The 23973-nt window shown below is 71.5% G+C and carries 22 protein-coding genes and 1 pseudogene; 19 read left to right on the forward strand and 4 right to left on the reverse strand.

The window, feature by feature from the left end; genetic code table 11:
* Nucleotides 1–2: 2 nt before the first annotated feature.
* From AAH979_RS11725 to AAH979_RS11735, 3 genes are read right to left on the reverse strand one after another with little or no spacing between them, the layout of a single operon-like run.
* Complete coding sequence (locus AAH979_RS11725; RefSeq protein ID WP_346258100.1) at nucleotides 3–1148, reverse strand: SUMF1/EgtB/PvdO family nonheme iron enzyme; 1146 nt, start codon at nucleotides 1146–1148, stop codon at nucleotides 3–5.
* Between the two features lie 5 nt (nucleotides 1149–1153).
* Entirely contained in the window at nucleotides 1154–2512 is a 1359-nt protein-coding gene (locus AAH979_RS11730) for a radical SAM protein (RefSeq protein WP_346258101.1), read from the reverse strand.
* A gap of 17 nt (nucleotides 2513–2529) precedes the next feature.
* Nucleotides 2530–3228, reverse strand: a complete 699-nt coding sequence (locus tag AAH979_RS11735) for a hypothetical protein (protein ID WP_346258102.1) — start codon at nucleotides 3226–3228, stop codon at nucleotides 2530–2532.
* 177 nt (nucleotides 3229–3405) lie between these two features.
* Here AAH979_RS11735 and AAH979_RS11740 point away from each other — a divergent pair, with 177 nt between their 5' ends.
* Genes AAH979_RS11740 through AAH979_RS11750 form a run of 3 tightly spaced genes read left to right on the forward strand, consistent with a single transcriptional unit; the run spans nucleotide 3406 to nucleotide 7195 of the window.
* Nucleotides 3406–4092: a response regulator transcription factor gene (locus AAH979_RS11740; protein ID WP_346258103.1), complete on the forward strand. Its 687-nt coding sequence runs from the start codon at nucleotides 3406–3408 to the stop codon at nucleotides 4090–4092.
* A 29-nt stretch (nucleotides 4093–4121) separates the two neighbouring features.
* Complete coding sequence (locus tag AAH979_RS11745; protein WP_346258190.1) at nucleotides 4122–5207, forward strand: HAMP domain-containing sensor histidine kinase; 1086 nt, start codon at nucleotides 4122–4124, stop codon at nucleotides 5205–5207.
* On the forward strand, nucleotides 5204–7195 hold the full coding sequence (locus AAH979_RS11750) for a DUF4153 domain-containing protein (RefSeq protein ID WP_346258104.1): 1992 nt from the start codon (nucleotides 5204–5206) through the stop codon (nucleotides 7193–7195). Before AAH979_RS11745 ends, AAH979_RS11750 begins: the two co-directional genes overlap by 4 nt.
* A 120-nt stretch (nucleotides 7196–7315) precedes the next feature.
* Here the strand turns inward: AAH979_RS11750 and AAH979_RS11755 are convergent, their stop codons facing one another.
* On the reverse strand, nucleotides 7316–7603 hold the full coding sequence (locus tag AAH979_RS11755) for a hypothetical protein (protein WP_346258105.1): 288 nt from the start codon (nucleotides 7601–7603) through the stop codon (nucleotides 7316–7318).
* A gap of 582 nt (nucleotides 7604–8185) precedes the next feature.
* Between AAH979_RS11755 and AAH979_RS11760 the strand changes: the two genes are divergently transcribed.
* The 16 genes and pseudogenes from AAH979_RS11760 to AAH979_RS11835 all read left to right on the forward strand — a co-directional run bounded on the left by AAH979_RS11760 (nucleotide 8186) and on the right by AAH979_RS11835 (nucleotide 23723).
* Nucleotides 8186–8962, forward strand: a complete 777-nt coding sequence (locus AAH979_RS11760) for a helix-turn-helix transcriptional regulator (RefSeq protein WP_346258191.1) — start codon at nucleotides 8186–8188, stop codon at nucleotides 8960–8962.
* Entirely contained in the window at nucleotides 8949–9143 is a 195-nt protein-coding gene (locus AAH979_RS11765) for a DUF397 domain-containing protein (RefSeq protein WP_318398921.1), read from the forward strand. The genes AAH979_RS11760 and AAH979_RS11765 overlap by 14 nt, the downstream gene beginning before the upstream one ends.
* A 172-nt stretch (nucleotides 9144–9315) precedes the next feature.
* Nucleotides 9316–9723 (forward strand): hypothetical protein, encoded by a 408-nt coding sequence (locus AAH979_RS11770; protein WP_346258192.1) that lies wholly within the window; start codon nucleotides 9316–9318, stop codon nucleotides 9721–9723.
* A 1-nt stretch (nucleotide 9724) separates the two neighbouring features.
* The gene (locus AAH979_RS11775) at nucleotides 9725–11368 is read left to right on the forward strand and encodes a cation acetate symporter (RefSeq protein WP_346258106.1); all 1644 of its coding nucleotides are present in this window, start codon (nucleotides 9725–9727) and stop codon (nucleotides 11366–11368) included.
* Nucleotides 11369–11458: 90 nt separating this feature from the next.
* Nucleotides 11459–12010, forward strand: a pseudogene (locus AAH979_RS11780) (flavin reductase family protein); the annotation flags it as partial.
* A 177-nt stretch (nucleotides 12011–12187) separates the two neighbouring features.
* Nucleotides 12188–12556, forward strand: a complete 369-nt coding sequence (locus AAH979_RS11785; RefSeq protein ID WP_346258107.1) for a DUF485 domain-containing protein — start codon at nucleotides 12188–12190, stop codon at nucleotides 12554–12556.
* Complete coding sequence (locus AAH979_RS11790) at nucleotides 12553–14247, forward strand: cation acetate symporter (protein WP_346258108.1); 1695 nt, start codon at nucleotides 12553–12555, stop codon at nucleotides 14245–14247. Before AAH979_RS11785 ends, AAH979_RS11790 begins: the two co-directional genes overlap by 4 nt.
* Before the next feature lie 168 nt (nucleotides 14248–14415).
* Nucleotides 14416–15396, forward strand: a complete 981-nt coding sequence (locus AAH979_RS11795; protein ID WP_346258109.1) for a GDP-mannose 4,6-dehydratase — start codon at nucleotides 14416–14418, stop codon at nucleotides 15394–15396.
* A gap of 75 nt (nucleotides 15397–15471) precedes the next feature.
* The gene (locus AAH979_RS11800) at nucleotides 15472–16719 is read left to right on the forward strand and encodes an LCP family protein (protein ID WP_346258110.1); all 1248 of its coding nucleotides are present in this window, start codon (nucleotides 15472–15474) and stop codon (nucleotides 16717–16719) included.
* 125 nt (nucleotides 16720–16844) lie between these two features.
* Nucleotides 16845–18101, forward strand: a complete 1257-nt coding sequence (locus tag AAH979_RS11805) for an LCP family protein (protein WP_346258111.1) — start codon at nucleotides 16845–16847, stop codon at nucleotides 18099–18101.
* A 296-nt stretch (nucleotides 18102–18397) separates the two neighbouring features.
* A complete protein-coding gene (locus AAH979_RS11810) occupies nucleotides 18398–19309 on the forward strand; it encodes an LCP family protein (protein ID WP_346258193.1) in 912 nt (303 codons plus the stop codon).
* A 41-nt stretch (nucleotides 19310–19350) separates the two neighbouring features.
* Nucleotides 19351–19686: a rhodanese-like domain-containing protein gene (locus tag AAH979_RS11815; RefSeq protein WP_346258112.1), complete on the forward strand. Its 336-nt coding sequence runs from the start codon at nucleotides 19351–19353 to the stop codon at nucleotides 19684–19686.
* A 68-nt stretch (nucleotides 19687–19754) separates the two neighbouring features.
* Nucleotides 19755–20603: a glycerophosphodiester phosphodiesterase family protein gene (locus AAH979_RS11820; protein WP_346258194.1), complete on the forward strand. Its 849-nt coding sequence runs from the start codon at nucleotides 19755–19757 to the stop codon at nucleotides 20601–20603.
* Between the two features lie 136 nt (nucleotides 20604–20739).
* Nucleotides 20740–22200, forward strand: coding sequence for a PAS domain-containing sensor histidine kinase (locus tag AAH979_RS11825; RefSeq protein WP_346258113.1), 1461 nt, complete (start codon nucleotides 20740–20742; stop codon nucleotides 22198–22200).
* 55 nt (nucleotides 22201–22255) lie between these two features.
* A complete protein-coding gene (locus tag AAH979_RS11830) occupies nucleotides 22256–22696 on the forward strand; it encodes an ATP-binding protein (protein WP_346258114.1) in 441 nt (146 codons plus the stop codon).
* Between the two features lie 109 nt (nucleotides 22697–22805).
* Nucleotides 22806–23723 carry a DUF5926 family protein gene (locus AAH979_RS11835; RefSeq protein ID WP_346258115.1) on the forward strand — a complete coding sequence of 306 codons (918 nt, stop codon included), beginning with the start codon at nucleotides 22806–22808 and terminating at the stop codon, nucleotides 23721–23723.
* The last annotated feature ends 250 nt before the right edge of the window (nucleotides 23724–23973 follow it).

Genomic DNA, 23973 nt, shown 5'->3' on the forward strand with positions numbered 1-23973 from the left:
CGTCAGGCGTCAGGGGCCGGGGCCGGGCGTTCGGTGCGGCAGAGCCGGAAGCCGATGTTCGGGGCGAGGTGGTCGCCCCAGTCGCCGTCCCGCCAGCTCGTCGAGGCGCGAGACATCCGGAACGAGACGCTGACCGCACCGGCACAGTCCGCCCAGGAACCGCCGCGCAGCACCCGCTGCTCCCCGTCGACCGGTCCGGTCGGATTGTCCACCGGGCTCTCCAGGTAGTACTCGGCGTCGTACCAGTCGGCGGTCCACTCCCAGACCGAGCCGGCCATCCCATACAGGCCGTAGCCGTTGGGCGGGAGCCTGCGCATCGGCAGGATCGACAACTCGTCGAACCGGTCGAAGTCGCACCGCTGCGAAGTCGGCGGCTCGTCCCCCCACGGATAGCGGCGGCCGACCAGGCCACCCCGGGCCGCCCGCTCCCACTCGGCCTCGGTGGGCAGCCGGTAACGGACCGTCGCCGTGGAGATCCGCTCGCCGAACTCCTCGGCCTCCTGCGCGGCGACGCAGACCATCGGCTTGTGGTCGTACCCCCACGGCCGGCTCGGGTCCGCCCGGGGCGGTACGCCGAACACGGACGCCGGGTCGACCGGCTCGCCGCCCCGGGTCAGCGCCATCCGGGGATGGTGGGCGTGCCAGTCGACCGCCCGGGTGGTCTCGTCCTCGCAATATTGCAGGCGGATCCGGTTCGCCCCGTCCAGCACGAACCACCCGCCCCGGTCGATCGTGGCAGCCTCGGCACCGTCCTCCGGCGGGCGTCCGTCCGGCGGCGGCAGCCAACCCATCAACCGGCAGTACGCCGACCAGCTCACCGGAGTCTCGGAGAGCCAGTAGCCGTCCAGCCGCACCCGGTGCACCGGCCACTCGTCCGGGTCGGCCGTGTCCGAGCCCATCAGGAAGGTGCCGGCCGGGACGTACCGGAAGGTCAGGCCGTACTCCTCGACGGCCAACCGGTCCAGCAGCTCGCGGCGCGCCCCGGCCAGGTCGGCGTCACCCGGGTCGAGCGCGTACGCCCGGTCGTAGACCGCCGCCGCCGCCCGCAACTCGCCGACTCGGACCAGCTTGCGGGCCAGCCGGCACAGCCGGACCGGACCGCCGGTCGCCGCCCGCTCGGCGCGCAGCCACTCCTCGGTCGCACCCACCCCGGTCAGCTCCCGCAGCCCGGTCGGATCCGACCGGTCCCCGCCGACACGTCCAGTACGGCCAGCGGGTTGCGTACCGGATCCGGCGACCGCTGCTCCAACGCCACCTGGCCCTCGATCCACGGATCCGGCGCGTTCACCGAGCCGTTCAGCACCAGTGCCCGGGCCCGGCAGCCGCCGCCGAAGGTGGCGGTCCCGCCCCGCGTGCTGGCCGGCTCGGTGTGCGGCAGCGCCCGGATCGCCCGGAAACCGGTGCTGTGCCGCCAGATGTCGGCCAACGACCGGTCCCGAACGTTCGCCGCGACGAACCGTGGGCCGAGGAAGCTGCACGGGTTGACGTCCCCGGATACGGAGACCGAGCAGACCAGGTTGCCGGCCCCGCAGCCGTAGTTCTGCTGGATCACCGACTGCGCCTCCCGCCGGGTCTGCGGGCCGAACGGGTCGATCTGGCGCAGCTCCATCCGGCCGTCGTCCATCCGGGCCAGGGTGTTCAGCGCGGTGTTGTACTCCGCGAAGCTCGGCATCAGCTCCAGGTGCCGCTGCGCCACCCCGACCGGGTAGAGCGGCCGGAACACCGCCGTGTCCGCGCCCACCTCGCGGGCGAGCCGGGCGCACGCCTCGACCTCCTCGACGTTCGACCGCATGATGGTGAAGGCCAGCGTGAACCGGGTGTACCGGCGGAGCACCGCCAGCCGGTCGAGCACCTTCGCGAAGGTGCCGGCACCGCGTACCCGGTCGTTGGTCTCGGCCGTGGCGCCCTCCAGGCTGACGTTGAGCCAGACCAGTTCCCGCCGGCCGAACTCCCGGGCGATCTCCTCGGTGACCAGCAGTCCGTTGGTGGTCACGCAGGGCGCGAGCCCGTGCGCGGTGGCGAGGTCGATGATCTGGAAGAGGTCCTTGCGGAGCAGCGGCTCGCCACCGGTCAGCCCGAGCCGGAAGCTGCCGAGGCTGGCCATCTCGGCGAAGAGCCGGTCGATCTCGGCCAGGCTCAACCGCTGCTCCCGGCGCGGCAGGTCACCGGCGAAGCAGTGCGTACAGCTCAGGTTGCAGGCCGATACGACCTCCAGATGTACGGCGAGCGGCCCGGCCAGATGGTCGGCCGGCGGCTCCGGACCGTCGAGTACGACCCCGGCGAACCGGTGCCGCACGGTGAAGAAACCCAACTCGTAGAAGTGCTCGTAAAAGCGGAGCATCCGCATCCGCCGCCCGTCGTCGGTGACCTCCGACAGCACCTCCCCGATCGGCCGGTCGACCAGCCGGCGCAGCAGGGCGGTCGCCTCGGCGTCGAACGGCAGGTACCGCGAGGTGCGGCGGTCGAAGACCAGGCTGCCGAAGTACTCGGGAATCAGCACCAGCGGGGGCACCCGACCTCCTCCGTCCGTCACCGTGCCACCCCGCCGTCGACGGAACCGTCCGCCGCATCGTCGACGGAGGTGTCAGTCATGCCGTCCGGGGAGAGCCGGAAGGTCTTGCGTACCCAGATCGGTCCGGTGCCGTCGGGTACGCCCAGCCCCACCGCGCCCAGCTCGCCGAGCTGCCGGACCTGATAGCCGGCCCGGTCCCAGCCGGTGTCGTCCGGCGGGCGATGCTCGGCGCGGAGTTCCATCGGCGCCCAGCCGGTGTCGTCGAAGCCCGGCCGGGTCCAGCCGTCGTCCACCGGCTCGGTCGGCGACCACCGCCAGGTGCCGTCCGCACTGGACAGAATGGAGGTCTCGCCGGTCTGCTCGGGAACGGATTCGACGTCGGAGTCGCTGGCCGGGCGGTACGCGGCGGCGAACATCAGCGCGATGTACGCGGGGTCGACCTCGGCGACGGTGCAGGCCAGGACGTGCTCGCCGTACGGGACGACGGGGCGGGCCGAGGGCGGTTCCGCGCCGTCGAGCAGTAGCTGGTATTCCCCGGCGGCGTAGAGCCGGATCCGCAGCGGCACCCCGGCGAGCGGGTCACGCCAGCGGAGCACCACGCCACCGCAGCCGGCCGGCACCTCGCAGTGCCCGTGCTCCTCCAGGATGAACAGCGGGGACTCCTTGGCGTACCTCGACACCGAGTTGAGCTTCAGTTCCCGGTCCGGCATGCCCACCTCTCGTCCCGGCCTCCCAAGGCCGCCCAACCTATCGCAGCCGCGCCATCCCGGGGACGAACCTTCCGGCCACCGTTCTCCCCTGGTCGGACGGTTATCCACAATGCGGCGCTGTTCTCCACAGGTTGTTCACAACGTGATCCACGTTCCCGCACGCAGGCTTTCTACAGTCAGGGCATGACGGAACGCCGGATCCTGGTCGTGGAGGACGAGCGCACCATCGCCGAGTCGGTGGCCGCCCGACTGCGTGCCGAGGGCTTCGTGGTGGAGATCGCGCGGGACGGGCCGGGCGCCGTCGAGGCGTTCCGCAGCGGCCGGCCGGAGTTGGTCGTCCTCGACGTGATGCTGCCCGGCTTCGACGGCCTGGAGGTGTGCCGGCGGATCCAGGCCGACCGGCCCGTCCCGGTGCTGATGCTGACGGCCCGGGACGACGAGACGGACCTGCTGGTCGGGCTCGCCGTCGGTGCCGACGACTACCTCACCAAGCCGTTCTCGCTGCGCGAACTCGCCGCCCGGGTGCACGCGCTGCTGCGCCGGGTCGACCGGGCCGCGGCCGCGGCGAGCAACGGCGTGGAGATCCTCCGGATCGGGAACCTGGAAATCAACCAGGCCGAGCGGCGGGTCCGTCGCGACGGGGTCGAGGCGCACCTGACCCCGACCGAGTTCGACCTGCTGACACACTTCGCCAACCGGCCCCGGATGGTACTGCCCCGGGAGCGGCTGCTCGCCGACGTCTGGGGCTGGGCCGACAGTTCGGGTACCCGCACCGTCGACAGCCACGTCAAGGCCCTGCGCCGCAAACTCGGCGCCGATCTGATCCGCACCGTGCACGGTGTCGGCTACGCGTTGGAGGTACGGCCGTGACGAGCTTCTGGACCACCGTCAACCGGACGATGGACGTACTGCCCCGACCGCTGGACCCGATCTGGTCGATCAAGCTGAAGCTGGGCATCCTGATCGTCGGTTCGGGTGCCGCCGGGATGACCGTCTTCATCATCGGCATCGGCTGGCTGCCGCCGTGGACCACCGGGACGGCCATCGGGCTGGCGCTGCTCACCTCCCAGGTGCTGGCCCACGGCATGACCTCGCCGCTGCGCGAGATGACGGCGGCGGCCCGGGCGATGGCCAGGGGCGACTACACCCGGCAGGTCCGGGCCAGTTCCCGGGACGAGGTCGGCACGCTGGCCGCCGCGTTCAACCAGATGGCCGGAGACCTGGCCGAGGCCGACCGGCGCCGCCGCGAGCTGATCGCGAACGTGTCGCACGAGCTGCGTACCCCGATCACCGCCCTCCAGGGCGTACTGGAGAACATCGTCGATGGGGTGGCGGAGCCGGACCTGCCGACGCTGCGGGTCGCGCTGGCCCAGACCGAGCGGCTCGGTCACCTGGTCGCCGACCTGCTCGACCTGTCCCGGCTGGACGCCGGGGTGCTGCCGCTGCGCCGGAAGGACGTCGACGTGGCGGAGTTCCTGGACGAGGTGATCCAACAGGCCACGGTCACCGCGGCCGGCGCTGGGCGCAACGTCCGGTTCGAGGTACGCCAGCACTCCGCGAAGCTGACCGTGCAGGCGGATCCCCGGCGGCTGCACCAGGTCTTCGCCAACCTGCTGGACAACGCCGCCCGGCACAGTCCGCCCGGCGGCACCGTACTGGTCGCCGCGCAGCGGGTCGGCGACGAACTGCGGTTCGAGGTGACCGACGAGGGCGAGGGAATTCCGGCCCGGCTCCGGCCGGAGGTGTTCGAACGCTTCACCCGGGGCGAGCGGACCAGCGACGGCGGCACCGGGCTGGGCCTGGCGATCGCGCACTGGGTGGTGGAGCTGCACGGCGGCAGCATCGCCGTCGCCGACCGTCCCCTGGTCGAGCCCGACACGACCAACCGCGCGGACCGGCCGGTCGGCTGCCAGATCCGGGTCAGCCTGCCGATCGTGGCACCGCCCGCCGGAGACCACTCCGCCGTACTCGTAGAGCAGCGATGAACGAGGTGGAAACGACGATGAACGACCAGCCGACCGGACCCGCGAACGGGCCGACCCCGCAGGGGCAGCCGGATCCGGCACCCCGCACCGGCACGCCGCCCACCCCGCGCCCGGCACCGACCCCAGCAGCCGCGACGGCCGCACCGCCTCCGAGGCAGGGGCCGCCCGTGCCCGGTACCTGGGCGGCGCTCGGAGGCCCGCCCGCGCCGTCCCCGACATCCCGGCCGCTCCCGCCGCCTCCGCCGTCCTGGATCGCGACCCGCTGGCCCGGACCGGCCGGCGGCCCGACCCAGCCGGTGCTGGTCGGAGTGGCCGCAGCGGCAGCCGTCGCCGCGGTGAGCCTCCCGCTGACCCGGCCCGGTGTCGGCTGGCTGGTCGCCGGAGTCGCCGGAACGGCGGCCCTGGTCACCGCCGCCTGGCCCACCGCACGTCCCGCGACCACCGCCGACGCCGTCCACCCGGCCAGCGACCCCGGCTCCACCCGGCCGAAGAGCGTGCCCGACCCCGCTACCCCGCCATCCGCACCGCCCCAGGCAACAACCGCACCCTCCCAAGCCCCGGCCACACCGCCGCAAGCAGCAGCCACACCACCCCAGAGCCCGGCGACGCCACCCCGGGCGGCAACCGCACCGCCCCAGGCGACGGCCGTAGCGGTCAAGGGGCCGGCCGCACCGGTCGGGAGGGTGAGTCGGCCGCTCGGTGGATGGCGACGGATCGGCTGGCTGCGGCCGTTCTGGGCCGCCACGACCGTCGCGCTGCTCGGCGTCGGCACGATCCGGGCGGCGGGCTGGCTGTTCGTACTCTGCCTGCTCACCGCAGCGGTCACCGCGACACTGACCCTCGCGGACGGCCGGTCGGTACGCGCGATGCTGCTCTCCGCCCTGGTCCCACCGGCGGCCGTGATCCGGTCGCTGACGTGGCTGGCCAAGAGGCGGGCCGGGAACGCCCGGTCGGGCCGGGGACCGGCGGTCGGCCGTACCCTGGTCAGCGTCCTGGTCTCGGTCGGCCTGTTGGTGGTCTTCGGCCTGCTCTTCTCCTCCGCCGACGCGGCCTTCGCCGGGCTGGTGGACGCGCTCCTTCCGGAGCTGTCGGGTGCCACCGTGTTCCGCTGGGTGTTCGTGTTCGGAGTGGTCGGCGCGGCGCTGCTCGGTGGGGCGTACGTGCTGGCGGCCCCGCCGGACCTGACCGGTTTGGCGTCCGGCCCGAGCCGGCGACGACTGCGCCGGGCCGACTGGATACTGCCGGTCGCACTGCTCGACGCGCTCTTCGCCGGGTTCGTGGCAGTGCAGGTCACCACCCTCTTCGGCGGTTCGGACCACGTACTGCGGACCGCCGGCCTCAGCTATGCCGAGTACGCCCGGCGCGGCTTCTGGCAGCTACTCGCCGTCTCCCTGCTCACCCTGCTGGTGATCGGTGCCGCCGCCCGCTGGGCGCCCCGGGAGAGCCGGGCCGACCGGGCCCTGATCCGGATCCTGCTCGGCGGGCTCACCCTGCTCAGCCTGGTGGTGGTGGCCTCGGCGCTGTTCCGGATGGACGTCTACGCCGACGCGTACGGCGCGACCCGGCTCCGGCTGCTGGTCGCGGTCTGCGAGGCGTGGTTGGGGCTGGTCTTCGTGCTGGTCGCGGTGGCCGGGGTACGGCTGGCCGCCCGCTGGCTCCCCGGGGTGGCGCTCGGTACGGCGGTACTCGCGCTGCTCGCCCTGGCGGTGGCGAACCCGGACCGGCTGATCGCCGAGCACAACGTCGACCGGTACTGGCAGAACGGCCAGATCGACGTCGCCTACCTGTCCGGGCTCTCCGCCGACGCGGTACCGGCGCTCGACCGGCTGCCGGATTCGCTGCGCGACTGCGCACTGTGGAGCCTGGCGGCCGGTTCCCGACCAGACGACTGGCGGGAGACCAATCTCGCCCGGATCGAGGCCCGGCGGATTCTGGCCGAACGCCCGGCGACCAGCCGAAGGTTCTGCCCAACCCGATCCGGATGGTGACCCGACCCAGCCCTGACAACGACTTGACTTTCCCGCGCAGGATGCCCACCCCGGGCCGCCACCGTTATGGGGGGTAGAACTGGCGGCCCGGGGCAGGTGTTGGGTGATGAGGCACGTTCGTCATCGCTGGCGCGGTACCCAGTAGAGGATCTGGCCGACGATCAGCGCGGGATGCCGGTCGGGTAACGCCTCCAGGGCGCGGGGAAGGTGCGCGGCGAGGTACATCATCAGCCCCACCCGGTTACCGTCGAAGCCGATCAGCAGTGACAGGCGGGCGTGTGGGCAGGGCCAGTCGCGCTCGCACTCCACACAGGCATACGTGGCTCCGGGAAGATGCTGGCCGATCTGGCGCTCAAGCCGGCGCCGCCGGGCGATGTGCCGATCCCAACGCGCCCACGGCCCGATCACTGGTCAGACCCGCTCGCTGTGCCGGGCGCGGTGTTCCTGTGCGGGCGTCAGGCCTCCCGCGCGGCCGTTGGAGAGGTACACACGAGTGGGCGCGTTCCACATCGGACGCCGGTTGGTCGGCCGGGCGGGTGTGTGGTTGCGGGCAGAGTTGGGCTGGGCAATCACCGTGTCGGTGACTGCGGCGCGGACGGTCCGGCGGAACTCGGCGCGGGACAGCGACGGTACGGGCGCCGGCTGGTAGGGCATCGGCACCAGCTCGACCGCGTCGGGGCATGTCCAGCGCCAGCCGCACCGGCAATAGCGCCAGAGACGACGCCAGTCCCGGCGATGTGCCGGACGCGGTCTGCGAAACAGTTTCACGATGGTGCCTCCCGTCGGCGGAATGGGATGGGGGCGCTGCCAGGCTCCGACACACAGGCAACGCCCCCGTTTGGCACCCCACCCGGTCAAGTGTGAATCCTGTGGGACGCCCGGACGGGGTGCTTGAAATCCACCGTGGACTAGGACCCGGGTGGAGCGGAAGATGAATGAACGAGAGTCCTAATGGAGCTTTGCTAGCCGATCTGGAGTCGGGTGGACTACATGAGCGATCTACGGAAAATCCTCAGAGAACAGCGGGCACAGGCTGGTCTGACCCGTGACCAGGTCGGCGCGGCCGTCGGTCTCAGCGGCGCCTCAATCGCGTCATTCGAGCAGGGCCGGATGATTCCCCAGCCGGACACGGCGAGGCTCCTGGACGAGCTGTTCAAGACCGGCGAGAAAGTCCGGCGGGCCGTCAACGAGGCCCGAGAAGACTCCCGGCCGCCGTGGCTGCGCCCCTGGACGGATCACGAGCAGCGTGCGACCCTGCTCAGGTGGTGGGAGCCGCTGCTAATGCCGGGCTTGCTCCAGATCGAAGAGTACGCGCGGGCCGTCCTACGCGGTGGCTGGGTGGTAGACGACGCGGTTGACCGGACCATTCAGGTTCGCCACGACAGGCAGGCCGCAACCGTTAACAGGCCCGTACCTCCGGCCCTGACGGCCATCATCGGCGAGTTTGCCCTGATGTGTGCACCGCCCGAAATAGGCCGTGAGCAGCTAAAGCACTTGCTCGAAATCAGCCACCGACCGAGAGTGCAGGTGCTGGTCGTGCCCCGGTCCGCCGGTCTACATGGTGGCTTGCAAGGTGCGTTCGTGCTGGCCTCGCTCCCGGCAAGGGGCCGCGCCGGCTACGTGGACGACCAGCTTCGGGGGCGGGTGGTGACGGATGGGGGAGACTTGGACCAGTTGGAAGTATCGTGGGAGATCGTCGCCGGCCTTGCCCTGCCGGTGCAGCCGTCGAGAGACCTTATAGCGAAAGCGATCAATGACCATGACTGACCTCACGCCCCGGTGGCGCAAGAGCACCCGCAGTGGGTCCAACCAGGGTGCTTGCGTCGAAGTGGCCGACAATCTTCCCGGCCGGGTGCTGGTCCGGGACACCAAGGACCGGGACGGCGGCACGCTGACCTTCGAGCCAGCCGCTTGGCAGGCGTTCGTCAGCCTCGCCAGGCAGCACTGACCGCAGCACCCCACAGGGCTTTCGGCGTCGTGCCGGGCCCTTGCTTCGACGAGCTGAAGGTGTACCGGCGGATCCAGGCCGACCGACCGCCGGCCAACCAGACGGTCTGCCCGACGCGGCCCCGATGATGACTTGACATTCCTGGCCAGCCGGTGAGACTGCCGGGGTGGCCATCCCCATCGATCGGCAACCGGAGCCGGGGCCGCCCGGACCGCCCCGCCGGACCCGGGTGGTACTGGCCGAGGTGGCCCGCAGCGGCACCGGTGCCGAGCGGACCAGGGCCGAGCTGACCCAGCAGACCCAGGTCGGCGAGGCCCTGCTCCGGGGACTGATCCGCGCCCAGCTCGCCCTCGCGCTGCGGCTGTCGCTCGTGGTCGGGATCGGGCTCGGCGGTCTGCCGCTGCTCTTCGCGATCGCCCCGGAGGTCGGCGCGGCGAAGCTGTTCGGGGTCAACCTGCCCTGGCTGCTGCTCGGGGTGGCCGCCTTCCCGTTCCTGGTCGCGGTCGGCTGGGCGTACGTGCACCTGGCCGAGCGCAACGAGCAGGACTTCACCGACGTGGTCCAGCGGCCGGAGCGCTGAGGTGGACAACGCCTACACGGTGCCGGCGATCATCGTGGTCACCCTGGTCACGGTCGCGATCGGCTTCTACGGGCTGACCCTGGCCCGGACCACCTCGGACTTCCTGGTGGCGTCCCGGATGGTCAGCCCGACCTGGAACGCGGCGGCGATCGGTGGGGAGTACCTCTCCGCCGCCTCCTTCCTCGGCATCGCCGGCCTGATCCTCAAGTACGGCGTGGACGTGCTCTGGTATCCGGTCGGTTTCGCCGCCGGCTATCTGGCGCTGCTGCTCTTCGTGGCCGCGCCGCTGCGCCGCTCCGGCGCGTTCACCCTGCCCGACTTCTGCGAGTTGCGGCTCGGCTCGCGCCGGTTGCGCAAACTGGCCACCGCATTCGTCGTCTTCATCGGGTGGCTCTATCTGGTGCCGCAGTTGCAGGGGGCCGGGCTGACCCTGACCACGGTCGCCGGTGGGCCCTACGAGCTGGGTGCGCTGCTGGTCGGCGCGGTGGTCACCGCCAACGTCGCGCTGGGCGGGATGCGGGCGGTCACCTTCGTGCAGGCGTTCCAGTACTGGCTCAAGCTGACCGCGCTGGCCGTACCCGCGATCTTCCTGGTGTTGCAGTGGCAGGCGGACGCCCGACCGCCGGTCACCCCGGTCGGTGGTCCGGTCTTCGCGGCCGCGACCACCGTCGTGGTCGAGGAGCCGGCGAAGCTCACCCTGCCGGACGGCTCCTCCCGGGAGGTACGCCCCGGCGAGGAGCTGTCGTTCGCGGCCGGTGACCCGGTGCCGGACGTCTCCAGCGTGAACGCCGCCAGGGGGGCGGACTGGCTGCTGCCGAGCATGGCCGGCAACGACGACCGGGGACTCTTCGCCACCTACTCGCTGATCCTGGCGACCTTCCTCGGCACGATGGGGCTGCCACACGTACTCGTGCGGTTCTACACGAATCCGGACGGCGCGGCGGCCCGGCGTACCACCCTGGTGGTGCTGGCCCTGGTCGGCGCCTTCTACCTGTTCCCCACCCTGTACGGCGTGCTCGGCCGGATCTACACCCCGCAACTGCTGCTGACCGGGCGGACCGACGCGGCGGTGGTACTGCTGCCGGGTGCGGCGCTCGGCGACGGCCTGACCGGGCAGTTGCTGGCCGCGCTGGTCGCCGCCGGAGCGTTCGCCGCCTTCCTCTCCACCTCCTCCGGCCTGCTCACCAGCGTGGCCGGGGTGCTCTCCACCGACGTGCTCGGCCGCGGCTCGGTACGCGACTTCCGGCTGGCCACGGTCGTCGGCGGGCTGGTGCCGATGGTGCTGGCGCTGAACGTCTCCGGGCTGGACGTCTCCCAGGTCGTCGGGCTGGCCTTCGCGGTCGCCGCGTCGAGCTTCTGCCCGCTGCTGGTGCTCGGCATCTGGTGGCGCGGGCTGACCGACGCCGGGGCGGCGGCCGGAATCCTGGCCGGCGGGGGCGCGGCGGTCGGCGCGGTGCTCTTCACCGTGGTCGGGCCGGAGTTGGCCGGCTGGCCGGCCGTCCTGATCGCCCAGCCGGCCGCCTGGACCGTGCCGCTGGCCTTCACCGTGATGGTCACCGTCTCCTGGGCCACCCGGCGCCGGGCCCCAACCGACGTCGCCGCGACGATGCTGCGGCTGCACGCCCCGGAGACGCTCCGGCTCTGACCCGGTGTGCCCGGTTGCCGGAAGGTCCCGGTGTCGACCGCCAGCCCGATCCGGGCGGGCCGGCACAATGGTGCGGTGAACCGAGCCGAGCAGCCGGGCGGACAGATCCACCACACCGACCCGTTCGCCACCCCGGAGCGGGACCGCTCCCCGGTGCGCCGGCTGCGCGGCCGGCTGCCGGCGCCGGTGACGCTCTGGACCGCGTACGCGGGGACGACCGCGACCGGCGAGCCGACCGGTCCGGCCGGGCTGACCGTCTCGTCCACCCTGGTCGCGGACGGTGAGCCGGGGCGACTGCTCGGACTGGTCGACGAGGAGTCGGAGCTGTGGGCGGCGGCGTCCACCGGCGGGCGGTTCGCGGTCACGCTGCTCGGTCCGGCGCACCGGCAGCTCGCCGACCGGTTCGCCGGGTTGTTTCCGGCCCCGGGCGGGCTCTTCGCCACCGGGGAGTGGACGCGCACGCCGTACGGGCCGGTGCCGGGCGGGGCCGAGATCGGCGGTTGGGCCGGTTGCCGGCTGGACGGCGCCCGGGAGTACGGCTGGGCGCTGCTGGTCGAGGCCACGGTCGAGACGGTCGAGCTGGCAGGTACGGCGGCACCGCTGCTGCACCACCGTGGCCGCTACCGCGAGCTGGCCGACTAGCGTCGCGCCCGCAGCCCCGGCCTGTCGCCAAGCGGCGTGACCGGGGTCACTGGGCGCAGCCACCGGCCCGTTCGGCGCAGCCGGCGACCAGGCTCCGGATCACTGCTTTCCGATATCCGGACCGCTCCATACGGTGCGCGGAAACTCCCCTGCCCCTGCGAAGGTGGTGAGACCAGCATGTCTACGGACACTCCCGCACCGGCCAGCGCACCGCCGGACCGGTACGTCGCCGTACAGCAATCGGACGAGTTCGCCGGGTTGCGCAAGGCGCTACGCGGCTTCGTCTTCCCGATGACCGTGGCGTTCTTCCTCTGGTACGCGCTCTACGTGATCCTCTCCGCGTACGCGCGCGGTTTCATGGGCACCAAGCTCGTCGGCAACATCAACGTGGCCCTCGTCTTCGGCCTGTTGCAGTTCGTCTCCACCTTCCTGATCGCCTGGCTCTACTCCCGGCACGCGGAGCGGAAGCTGGACCCGATCGCCGACAAGATCCGTGCGGAGCTCAACGGCGCGACGGACGAGCAGAAGGAGGAGGCGACGTCATGAGTCGCGACGTCCTCGCCGGGTTCACCCTGGCCGCGGAGGCGGGGAGCAGCAACACCGCCCGTACCCTGACCATCACGCTCTTCCTGGTCTTCGTCGCGGTGACCCTGGGCATCACGATCTGGGCCAGCCGGCAGACCAAGACGGCCACCGACTACTACGCCGGTGGTCGCTCGTTCTCCGGCTTCCAGAACGGCATGGCGATCGGCGGCGACTACATGTCCGCCGCGTCGTTCCTCGGCATCGCCGGCATCATCGCACTGTACGGCTACGACGGCTTCCTCTACTCGATCGGCTTCCTGGTCGCCTGGCTGGTCGCCCTGCTGCTGGTGGCGGAGCTGCTGCGGAACTCGGGCCGCTACACGATGGCCGACGTGCTGGCGTTCCGGATGCGGCAGAAGCCGGTCCGGACCGCGGCGGCGGTCTCCACGATCACCGTCTCGATCTTCTACCTGCTGGCCCAGATGGTCGGCGCGGGCGCGCTGGTCGCGCTGCTGCTGGGCATCCGGCCGGGTACCACGTTCCTCGGCATGGACGCGGACGCGGCGAAGATCGCCACCATCATCATGGTGGGCGCCCTGATGATCATCTACGTCACGGTAGGCGGTATGAAGGGCACCACCTACGTGCAGATCGTCAAGGCGTTCCTGTTGATGAGCGGCGCCCTGGTGATGACGATCCTGGTGCTGGCGCACTACAAGTTCAACCTCTCCACCCTGCTCGGCGACGCGGCGAACGCGTCCGGCAAGGGGCAGGCGTTCCTCGAACCAGGACTGCGCTACGGCGTCGAGGTCGCCGGAGACGCGACGAAGACCTTCTACAACAAGGTCGACCTGCTCTCCCTCGGCATCGCCCTGGTGCTCGGTACCGCCGGTCTGCCGCACATCCTGATCCGCTTCTACACCGTGCCGACCGCCAAGGCGGCCCGGAAGAGCGTGCTCTGGGCGATCGGCATCATCGGCACGTTCTACCTGTTCACCCTGGCCCTCGGCTTCGGCGCGGCGGCCCTGGTGGGGCGGGAGGCGATCACCGCGCAGGACGCGGCCGGCAACACGGCGGCACCGCAGCTCGCCGAGGCGCTCGGAGTCGACTTCCTCGGCGGCGACGTCGGCGGGGCGGCGATGCTCGCCATCATCGCGGCGGTGGCCTTCGCCACCATCCTCGCGGTGGTCGCCGGGCTCACCCTGGCCTCCTCGTCCAGCCTGGCGCACGACTTCTACGCCAACGTGGTCAAGGGCGGCCAGGCGTCGGAGCGGCAGGAGGTCAACGTCGCCCGGGTCTCGGCACTGATCATCGGCGCGATCTCGATCGTGCTGTCGATCTTCGCGCAGAACCTGAACGTGGCGTTCCTGGTGGCCCTGGCCTTCGCGGTGGCGGCCTCCGGCAACCTGCCGGCGATCCTCTACAGCCTGTTCTGGAAGAGGTTCAACACCTCCGGCGCGGTCTGGGCGATCTACGGCGGCCTGATCAGCGCGGTCGGGCTGGTGTTCTTCTCCCCGGTGGTCTCCGGGGCGCCCAGCGCGATGTTCCCGGATCAGGACTGGCAGTGGTTCCCGCTGTCGAACCCGGGCATCATCTCTATCCCGGTCGGCTTCCTCTGCGGCTGGATCGGCACGATCATCTCCAAGGAGACGGACGCGGAGAAGTACGCCGAGCTGGAGGTGCGGGCCCTCACCGGCGCCGGAGCGCACTGACCGGCGTACCGTCAGCGCATTTCGACGATCACCGATAGTCAGATCGGCACAACGGGTGGTGTCGGGCACGGAGGTGACCCGGCACCACCCGTCCCGTTGTCCCGATCCGACCGTCCCGGATAGGTCCCTCGGCCAGCCGGTGATCAGCTTTCTGGGTACGCTGACCATATGGTGGTAGCCCAGCGTTTCGGATCGGAACACCGCGTCCTCGTCACCGGCGGTGCCGGATTCGTCCCATCCCACCTGGTCGACGCGCTCATCGCGCGGGGCTGCACGGTGGTCGCGGTGGACAACTTCGTCACCGGGTCCAAGGAGAACGTCGCCCAGCTGGCCGACCATCCCCGGTTCACCCTGGTCGAGGCCGACGTCTCGGAGGGACTCCCCGGGCACCACCCGGCGATGGCCGAGCGGTTCGACGCGATCATGCACCTGGCCTCGCCGGCCAGCCCCACCGACTTCGCCACGCTGCCGATCGAGATCCTCCGGGTCGGCTCGCTGGCCACCCTGCACCTGCTCGACCGGGCGGTCGCCGACCGGGCCCGGTTCATCCTGGCCTCCACCTCCGAGGCGTACGGCGACCCACAGGTGCACCCGCAGGTCGAGACGTACTGGGGCAACGTCAACCCGGTCGGCGTACGCAGCGTCTACGACGAGGCCAAGCGGTTCGCCGAGGCGAGCACGATGGCGTACCACCGCTACCACGGGCTCGACGTCGGCATCGTACGGATCTTCAACACGTACGGTCCCCGGATGCGGCCGGACGACGGGCGGGCGATCCCCACCTTCATCACCCAGGCGCTGCGCGGCGAGCCGCTGACCGTGCACGGCACCGGCGCGCAGACCCGGTCCATCTGCTATGTCAGCGACCTGGTCCGCGGCATCCTGCTGCTGCTCGACTCCACCGAGACCGGCCCGATCAACTGCGGCACCGAGCACGAGGTGTCGATGCGCGAGCTGGCCGAGACGATCGCCGAGCTGACCGGGAGCCGGTCCCAGGTGACCTATATCACCCGGACCGCCGACGACCCGGAGATGCGCCGGCCGGATCTCACCCTGGCCCGCGAGCGGCTCGGTTACGAACCCGAGGTGACTCCGGCCGAGGGGCTGCGCCGGACGATCGAGCACTTCAGCCAGCGGTTGGCGGGGTAGCGGAGGATACCGGCTTCGTGCCAGTCCGGCCGTGGCACACAGCGGCTTCTTGGTTCCGCTACGTACCCTGAGGGCATGTTCGAGAGTCCCGCACCGAACGCGGCCAGCAGTTCGTACCGGATGACGGCCGGCGGATCCGCCGGTCGGGCCTCGGTGCCCGGCCCGGGCCAGGCGGCCGGTTCGAGCCGGATCTCCGGCCGGGCGCACGTCTCCGGCGTACCGGGCCAGGCTCGTCCCTACGACTCGCCGCCCGGTCCCGGCGGCGGCGGTCCCGGCGGTCCCGGCCTGCCCGGCGGCCCCGGCCGAAGCGGCCCACGGCCCCGGTGGGGTCGGATCGCCCTGGTCGTCGGCGTCGCCGTGCTGGTGCTGGGCCTACTCACCAGCGGTGGCCTCTGGCTCTACGTCAGAGGGCTCGACAACGACCTGGCCCGGACCGACCCGTTCGCCGAGCTGGCCGACGGCCGGCCCAAGTCGGTCAGCGGCGCGTTGAACATCCTGCTGGTCGGCAGTGACTCCCGCGATCCGGACGCCCCGATCGACCAGGCCAGCAAGTGGCGGGCCGACACCATCATCGTGATGCACATCCCGGCCAGCCACGACAAGGCCTACCTGGTCTCGGTGCCCCGGGACCTCTACGTGCCGATTCCGGAGAACGCCAAGGCGGAGTGCGGCAGCGGCGAACGCGCCAAGATCAACGCGGCCTTCGCGTTCGGCGGCCTGCCCCTGGCGGTACGCACCGTGGAATGCTTCACCGACGTCCGGATCGACCATGTGATGGCGATCGACTTCGCCGGCTTCAAGGAGGTCACCGACGCGCTGGGCGGGGTCGACCTGAAGGTGGAACGCGACACCACCTCGATCCACAAGCCGTACCGGAAGTTCAAGAAGGGCGTCAACCACATGGACGGCGCCGAGGCGCTGGACTGGATCCGCCAGCGCAAGCAGTTCCCGGACGGCGACTTCGCCCGGATGCGCCACCAGCAGGAGTTCCTGCGGGCGCTGATGGACAAGGCGGCCAGCACCGGCACGCTGACCAACCCGGGCAAGCTGAACGCCTTTCTCAAGTCGGTCACCGGCGCGGTCACCGTCGACGAGGGCTTCTCCCTGATCGACATGGCGATCCAGTTCCGCAACCTGCGCGGCGAGAACCTCCAGTTCATCACCAGCCCGCACAACGGCAGCGAGACCATCAACGGCGAGTCGGTGGTGGTGTCGAACCGGGAGAAGGCGCTGGCCATGTACCGCGCGATGGCGGCGGACACAATGGACGACTGGGTCGCGGCGAACGTCGCCCCGACGCCCACGCCGGCCAACGGCGGTTGAACCGATCCGCGCGCTCACCCGTAGATGAACAGGAGCAGGTAACGTAGTTGAACTCGGGGCGACTGGCGGGTGTCCGCACCATGTCACGGCGTCCCGGCTTCTCACCCCCTGACCCTGGAGCAGGCATGCCGGTGCAATCCCGCCGACGTCCCCCACGGCCCGCCGCGACCGTCCCGCCCTCCCGCGCGGCCGCGTCGGTCGGGTCCGGTGCGGCTCGCGACCACTGGGCGGAGGCGCCGAACGGCACCGGCGGAAAGGCCAACGGGAGCAAGGGCAAGGGTGGCAAGAGCGCCCGGCGCCGCAAGACCCCGCTCTGGGCCCGCCTCACGCTGGTCTTCGGCGCCGTGCTGATGCTCTCCAGCGGGGTGGCCATCGTCGGCATGCAGGTCGTGATCGACCAGGCGACCAGCACCATCCAGCAGGAAAACCTGCTCGGCGCCGCGAGCAAGTCCGACGCGGACGGCGGCAAGGACCTTGAGGGCCCGATCGACCTGCTGCTGCTCGGCATCGACGCGCGGGCCCGGCTGGACGCCGACAACGTCCGGGCCGACACCATCATCGTGCTGCACATCCCGGCCAGCCACGACCAGGCGTACCTGCTCTCCATCCCACGCGACACCGAGGTGCAGGTGCCGGCGTTCAAGAAGAGCAGGTACGGCGGCGGCACCGCCAAGGCGACCGAGGCGTTCTACCACGGCGCGCAGAACGGCGGCGGGCTCTCCGGCGGCGCGCAGTTGATGGCGCTGACCATCAACAAGCTGACCGGGATCAGCTTCGACGGCGCGGCGATCATCAACTTCAGCGGATTCAAGAAGATCATCGACGCCCTCGGCACCATCCCGATGTGTGTGCGCCAGGAGGTCAAGTCGCACCACATGAAACTGGTCGACGGCAAGCCGATGTGGAACCACGAGGCCGACAAGGCCAGCGGCGTCAAGAAGCCGGTGGTGCACAAGAAGGGCTGCCGGCAGATGGAGGGTTGGGAGGCGCTGGACTACTCGCGCCAGCGCTACGGGCTCACCCACGGCGACTACGACCGCCAGCAGAACCAGCAACAGCTGATCAAGGCGATGGCCAAGAAGGCCATGAGCGACGGCGTGATGACCGACATCGGCAAGCTCAACCAGTTGATGAAGGCGGCCGGCGAGGCGCTGATCCTGGACACCAGCGGCACCCCGATCGCCGACTTCATCTTCACGATGCGCGGCGTGGCCGCCAACGACCTGGTGCTGCTGCGTACCAACGACGGCAACTTCGCCGGCAACGGCAACGGTCGGGAGACTCTCAAGCCGATCAGCCAGCAGATGTTCACGGCGGTCAAGAACGACAGGTTGGACGAGTTCATCATCAACAATCCGAACGTGCTAGCGCCGAGCAAGTAGGCCACGGCGGACATCGCCAGCGAAAATCTCAAAAGCCACTAGACGCTCAAACCGGGCCCCTAGCCTGAAGTGAGGAAGCTTCACTCAGCCGGGTCCGGGGAGGGGTCACGTTCACACCCAAGCGGGCAGTTCCGGGTCAACCCGGGCAGCCAGGACGCGTCTTCGGCACCGGGCGTACCGGTGGACCGGAACGTGCGCGACGGCACCCACGCAAGGCGCCCGCCTGGGCGAAGGTGGCGCTGGGGCTCGGCCTGGTCCTGCTGCTGGTCTCCGCAGCTGGCGGCGCCGGCCTGCACATGCTGGCCAACCGCTACGACAACAGCGTGGTCAAGCAACTGCTCCTCGACCCGGCCGCCCGGGGGGAACGGGGCGACGTCGCCGGCCCGCTCAACTACCTGCTGGTCGGCTCCGACGAGCGCCCCGCCGCCAGCCCCGGCGACGACCAGCGGTCGGACACGATCATGATCGCCCACCTGCCCGCCGGGCTGGACCGGGCCTACCTGATCTCGGTACCCCGGGACCTGCTCGTCGAGATCCCGCCCGCACCGGCCGTCGGCTGGCCCGGCGGCTCCGACAAAATCAACTCGGCGTTCCAGTACGGCGGCGGTGGCCAGGGCGGCACCCGACTGCTCTCCGCGACTCTGAGCCGGCTCACCGGAATCCGCTTCGACGGTGCCGCCCTGGTGAACTTCGCCGGCTTCCAGCGCGCCATCGACCTGCTGGGCGGGGTACGGATGTGCGTCGACACCCCCGTCCGGTCGATACACACCCGACACGTCTTCGAGGCCGGCTGCCACCAGATGAGCGGGGCACAGGCACTGGACTACGCCCGCCAGCGGTACGACCTGCCGAACGGCGACTTCGACCGGCAGCGGCACCAGCAACAACTGCTACGGGCGATGATGGACAAGGCCACCACCACGGACATGCTCCGCAACCCGCTCCGGCTGGACCAGGTGATCCGGGCCATCGGCTCCTCGTTCACGGTCGACACCAACGGCGTACCGCTGGAGGACCTGGTCTTCGGCCTGCGCCGGATCCGCTCCGACGCGCTGCGCGGCATCCAGCTCCCGTCCCACTCCGAGATGATCGACCAGGTCTCGTACGTCCTGCTGGACGAGCCGGCGAACACCCTGTTCGACTCGATGCACGCCGAGGACCTGGACAACTGGGCACAGCAGCACCCGAAGTGGGTCAACCGGCTCTAGCCCTCCGGCGATCTCCCGGGCAGGCTCTACCCTTGGTAACCGTGTTCGCAGCCAACATTCCCGCCGTGACCGCCGCCGAGGTACCCGCCGACGCCTACCTGCTCGACGTACGGGAGCCGGACGAGTGGACGGCCGGGCACGCGCCCGACGCCCACCACCTGCCGATGATGGAGGTGCCCGCACGGATGTCCGAGATCCCGACCGACGCCGACGTGGTGGTGGTCTGCCGCTCCGGCGGCCGCTCCGGGCAGGTGGTCGGCTACCTGATGCAGAACGGCTGGGACAACGTCCGCAACCTCGACGGCGGGATGCGGCAGTGGGCCGCCGCCGGCCGCCCGCTGGCCAGCGAGGACGGACAGCCGGCCCGGGTCATCTAACCCGACCGGTGGGCACCGTGAGCGCGAGGAGTGAGCCGGGGTCGCGCGCCCCGCAGCGGGAGCCGGGGTTGGGGGTCCCGCGGCCACGGGAGTCGGGCGGAGTACCGGAACCCCGGACGCGTCCGCTGGTCTTCGCGCACCGCGGCTCCTCGGCGGCGATGCCGGAGCACACCCTGGCGGCGTACCTCCGGGCGTTGGCCGAGGGCGCGGACGGGCTGGAGTGCGACGTACGGCTGAGCCGGGACGGGCACCTGGTCTGCGTACACGACCGGCGGTTGGAGCGGACCAGCAACGGCCGGGGACCGGTCGGGGCGTACACCCTGGCCGAGCTGGAACGGCTCGACTACGGCTCGTGGCACAGCGGGGCCGCGCCCGACGGCGATCTGCCGCCGGATCCGGAGCGGACCCGGCTGCTCACCCTCGACGCGCTGCTCCGGGCGGTCCGGGCCGCCGACCGCGAGGTCGAGCTGCTGATCGAGACGAAACACCCGGCCCGGTGCGGCTCCGGCGTCGAGCGCCGCCTGATCGCGCTGCTGGAGCGGCACGGGCTGGCCGACCCCCGGCCGGACGATCCGGTACGGGCGACCGTGATGTCCTTCTCCCCGCTGGCCGTACGCCAGATCCACCGGCTGGCGCCCCGACTGTCGACGGTACTGCTGCTGGAGCTCGCGCCTCCCGGGCTGCGCCGGGGGAGGCTGCCGTTCGGTGCCCGGATCGCCGGCCCGAGCCTCAAGCTGCTCCGCACCCGCCCGCAGCTCGTCCCGGCCCTGCACCGGGCGGGCAACCGGGTCTACGTCTGGACCGTCAACGACACCCCCGAGCTGGACCTGGCGCTGGCCTACGGGGTGGACGGGATCATCACCGACCGGCCCGCCATGGTCCTCGACCGGCTGGGCCGAGCCGGGTCCGATCGCTGAACCGAGCCGGGGTCCGACCGTTGGGCCGGACCGGGCGACCGCCGGACCGGGCGGTCGCCCGGCCGGGCCTCGGCCGGAGCACGCCAGCCGGATGACGGTACTGCCGAAAGACCCGCCGAACGGGCAGACTCGGAGCATGCCGGAACGCCCCGATTACCCCTGCCTCATCGCCGGCCACGCCGAGGTGATGGAGATGCTGAACACGGGCGAAGTGGGTCTTCCAGTGCTCAACCGGCTGTTATGGGTCGCCGCCCGGGCGCTCCACGCACCCGGCGTCGCGTTCGTCGAGTTCGGCCCGAACGGCGGCCGGGTGGTCTCCGGCAACGGGGAGTTGGACTGGGCGGTCGGCCGACCGATCCCGATCGTCGAGCAGCCGACCGACGAGCTGCTCTGCGCCCCGGGAGTACGCGCGATGAGCGTCGACGTCCTCCCGCCCGACCTCGCCGAGGAGCTGGACGGGCGCGGACTGCGGCACATGCTCGCCGCCCAGGTCGAGATCGGCGGACTGACCATCGGCAACCTCTACGCGCTCTATCGGGACGCCGAGCCCCCCGACGACCCCGAACACCGCTCGACGCTCGGCTTCCTGGCCGCCACCGCCGCGCACATGTACGGCGACCAGGCCGGCCTGCCGGTGCACGGCGACGGCACGGTGGTCGCGGCGCTGGCCGACGGGCTGGCGATCGTCACCCGGGACGCCACCGTGCAGCTCTGGAACCCGGCCGCCGAGAAGGTCACCGGGCTGCGCGCCGCCGAACTGCTCGACCGGCCGCTGCCCTTTCCGGTGCCGCCGCCCGGGCAGGTGCTCGACCACCGGCTGCCGGACGGACGCTGGCTCAAGATCACCTCTGGCGAGCTGCCGGGCACGGCGGCATCCCGGGTGGTGACCTTCCGGGACAGCAGCGACCAGCACATCCGCGACCACGACCGGGACCTCTTCGTCGCGGTGACCAGCCACGAACTCCGTACTCCGGTCACGGTCATCAAGGGGTACGCCGACACGCTCGGCACGCACTGGGAGTCGCTCTCGGACTCGGACCGCCGGCAGGCGGCCGGGGTGATCGGCCAGCGAGCCGGCGAGCTGGCCCGACTGGTGGACCGGCTGCTCGCCACCACCAACGAGGCCGGCCCGGTCGGCGGCTCCCCGCCGATCCCCTTCGACCTGCTCGACACGCTCCGGGCGGCCGCCGCCGACCTCCCGGCCGAGCTGCGCCACCGGCTGGTCATCCGACTTCCGGAGAACCTGCCGAAGGCGCTCGGCGACCGGGCCAGCCTGGCGACGGTACTGACCGAACTCACCACCAACGCCGGCAAGTACTCGCCGGACGGCTCGCCCGTGCTGCTGACCGCCGAGGCCGACCGGCGGACGGTGGCGTTCCGGGTGAGCGACCGGGGGATCGGGGTACGTCCGGAGCATGTCGAGCGCGCATTTGAACGGTTCTGGCAGGGGGAGTCCGGCGACCGACGCCGCTATCCCGGCGCTGGCCTGGGGCTCTACCTCGTACGCCGAATCGTCGAGCGACAGAATGGGTGGGTTTCCCTTCGCCCGCGCGACGGGGGCGGTACGGTCGCAGAGGTACGGCTGCCCCGAGGCTGAACCGAGGTCGCCCGGAGCCGCCGTGCCCCGGTGGTCCGTCGAGGAGGCACTTGGAGTGTCGAGCGTCTCGACCGAACGATCGTGGTGCCTGCTGGTGCCACAGCACGCCCAGGGTGCGCGGACCGCCCGGCACCGGCTCGGCGCCGAACTCGACGGTGCGGTCCCGACGGCGCTGCTCGCCGACGCCGAGATGGTGGCGGCCGAGCTGCTCGGCAACGCCGTACGGCACGCGCCGCCGCTGCCCGGCGGGATGATCCGGCTGACCTGGCTGCTGCGTACCAGCCCGACCGCCCACACCGTGGAGATCCGGGTGACCGACGGCGGCGCCGCCGGCCCGCCCCGGGTGCGCCAGGTCGGGCCGGAGGCGACGGACGGTCGGGGGCTCCTCCTGGTGGCCGCGCTCGCCACCGACTGGGGGGTCGAGCGCGACGGGCTGGGGCAGAGCGTCTGGGCCCGGCTGGTGCATCCGGTCCGGCACACTGTCGCCGTCCCGTGACGCGCCGGTTGGCGGCTGCAGAAGAGCCGCCGACGGTCAGCCGCAGGTGACCCGCCGGTAGTGCCGCCGGGTGTCCGTGCCCGCCCGGTTGCGCCTAGGCTGTCTCGCCGTGGGCAAGCGTCGAAAGAGTTCCCGGTCCGCCGCGGCGGACGCCAGCAGCTCCGCGAGCGGGGAGAACCGGGCCGAGAAGCGGCAGAAGGTACGGGACATCTTCGTGCCCCGCCCCTTCGAGGGGCTGACCGACGAGGCGGAGTGGATCGCACTCCGTGAGCTGGTGCCGGCGGCCTCCGCCCCGCTGACTCTCGCGCCCCACCTGGTCGAGGAGTTCGGGGACCGCCCGGTCACCCTGGCCACCGTGCTGCCGATGGCCACGCCCGCGATCACCAAGCCGGACGGCCGGATCATGATCGGTCTCCAGCGGCACGTGCAGTCCGGCGACGTCTCCCGGGACCTGGCCGAGGCGCTGCTCTGCGCCCTGCGTACCGAGCCCGGCGGCACGGTCTCGGTGCCGGCGCTGCCCGGCGAGGGTCCCCGGCTGCCGGACGTGCTGGTCGACGGGCCGCTGGACATCACCATGCACGAGGGGTTCGAGTTCTGGCTCGACCCGGGGGCGGGCGACGATCCCAACGTCAAGGCGTCGCTGGAGCGGGCCAACGCCTCGATCTACCCGACGGTCCGGCTGGCTGCCGCGCCGGCCGCGTACTGGTGCCAGGTCACCGACAAGAGCCACGTCCGCTGGGTGTTGCCGGATGACGAGGACGCCGCGCTGGACGCCCTCTCCCGGCTCTCCGCCGCCGGTGAGCTGCCGCTCGGCCCGCAGACCCGGTTCGCCGGGATGTTCCGGGCGCACGGCCGGCTCGTACCGGTCTGGGACATCCCCCGGGACGCCGCACCGGAGTCCTGGGAGGCCCCGCTGGCGGACTTCGCGAAGCGGTACGCCGCCGCCCTGGCCGACCCGGCCCCGCTGGACGCTGCCGGTCGCCGGGCGAAGCAGGGGCTGCTCGGCCGCCAGCTCACCCTCCGCTAGCTCTCACCTCGACCCGTCAAACCGACGGTCAGCGCCGCAGGCGAGCGATCGCCTGCGGCGCTGTCCGCAGTTGCTGTAGAGCGGTATCCAGTGCCCCGTCTTTGACGGTTGATCGTGTATGTCACCCGTTGCTTCCGGTTGGTGTGGGGTTGGGGTACCTGCCGGGGAGACTGTCGAGCTGCCCCGCTTGTGCGCCCACCCACCCCCGGGCCGTCCGAGCCCGGTCCCGCCGGCCGCTCGCCCCGAACCG

This window comes from Plantactinospora sp. ZYX-F-223 (assembly GCF_039649625.1).
Classification (GTDB): Bacteria; Actinomycetota; Actinomycetes; order Mycobacteriales; family Micromonosporaceae; genus Plantactinospora.

What these genes read in the sequence shown, in the direction of transcription:
- AAH979_RS11740 (WP_346258103.1), top strand. Translation starts at nt 3,406, where the DNA reads ATGACGGAACGCCGGATCCTGGTCGTGGAGGACGAGCGCACCATCGCC.
- AAH979_RS11745 (WP_346258190.1), top strand. Translation starts at nt 4,122, where the DNA reads ATGGACGTACTGCCCCGACCGCTGGACCCGATCTGGTCGATCAAGCTG.
- AAH979_RS11750 (WP_346258104.1), top strand. Translation starts at nt 5,204, where the DNA reads ATGAACGAGGTGGAAACGACGATGAACGACCAGCCGACCGGACCCGCG.
- AAH979_RS11760 (WP_346258191.1), top strand. Translation starts at nt 8,186, where the DNA reads ATGAGCGATCTACGGAAAATCCTCAGAGAACAGCGGGCACAGGCTGGT.
- AAH979_RS11765 (WP_318398921.1), top strand. Translation starts at nt 8,949, where the DNA reads ATGACCATGACTGACCTCACGCCCCGGTGGCGCAAGAGCACCCGCAGT.
- AAH979_RS11785 (WP_346258107.1), top strand. Translation starts at nt 12,188, where the DNA reads ATGTCTACGGACACTCCCGCACCGGCCAGCGCACCGCCGGACCGGTAC.
- AAH979_RS11790 (WP_346258108.1), top strand. Translation starts at nt 12,553, where the DNA reads ATGAGTCGCGACGTCCTCGCCGGGTTCACCCTGGCCGCGGAGGCGGGG.
- AAH979_RS11795 (WP_346258109.1), top strand. Translation starts at nt 14,416, where the DNA reads ATGGTGGTAGCCCAGCGTTTCGGATCGGAACACCGCGTCCTCGTCACC.
- AAH979_RS11800 (WP_346258110.1), top strand. Translation starts at nt 15,472, where the DNA reads ATGTTCGAGAGTCCCGCACCGAACGCGGCCAGCAGTTCGTACCGGATG.
- AAH979_RS11805 (WP_346258111.1), top strand. Translation starts at nt 16,845, where the DNA reads ATGCCGGTGCAATCCCGCCGACGTCCCCCACGGCCCGCCGCGACCGTC.
- AAH979_RS11810 (WP_346258193.1), top strand. Translation starts at nt 18,398, where the DNA reads ATGCTGGCCAACCGCTACGACAACAGCGTGGTCAAGCAACTGCTCCTC.
- AAH979_RS11825 (WP_346258113.1), top strand. Translation starts at nt 20,740, where the DNA reads ATGCCGGAACGCCCCGATTACCCCTGCCTCATCGCCGGCCACGCCGAG.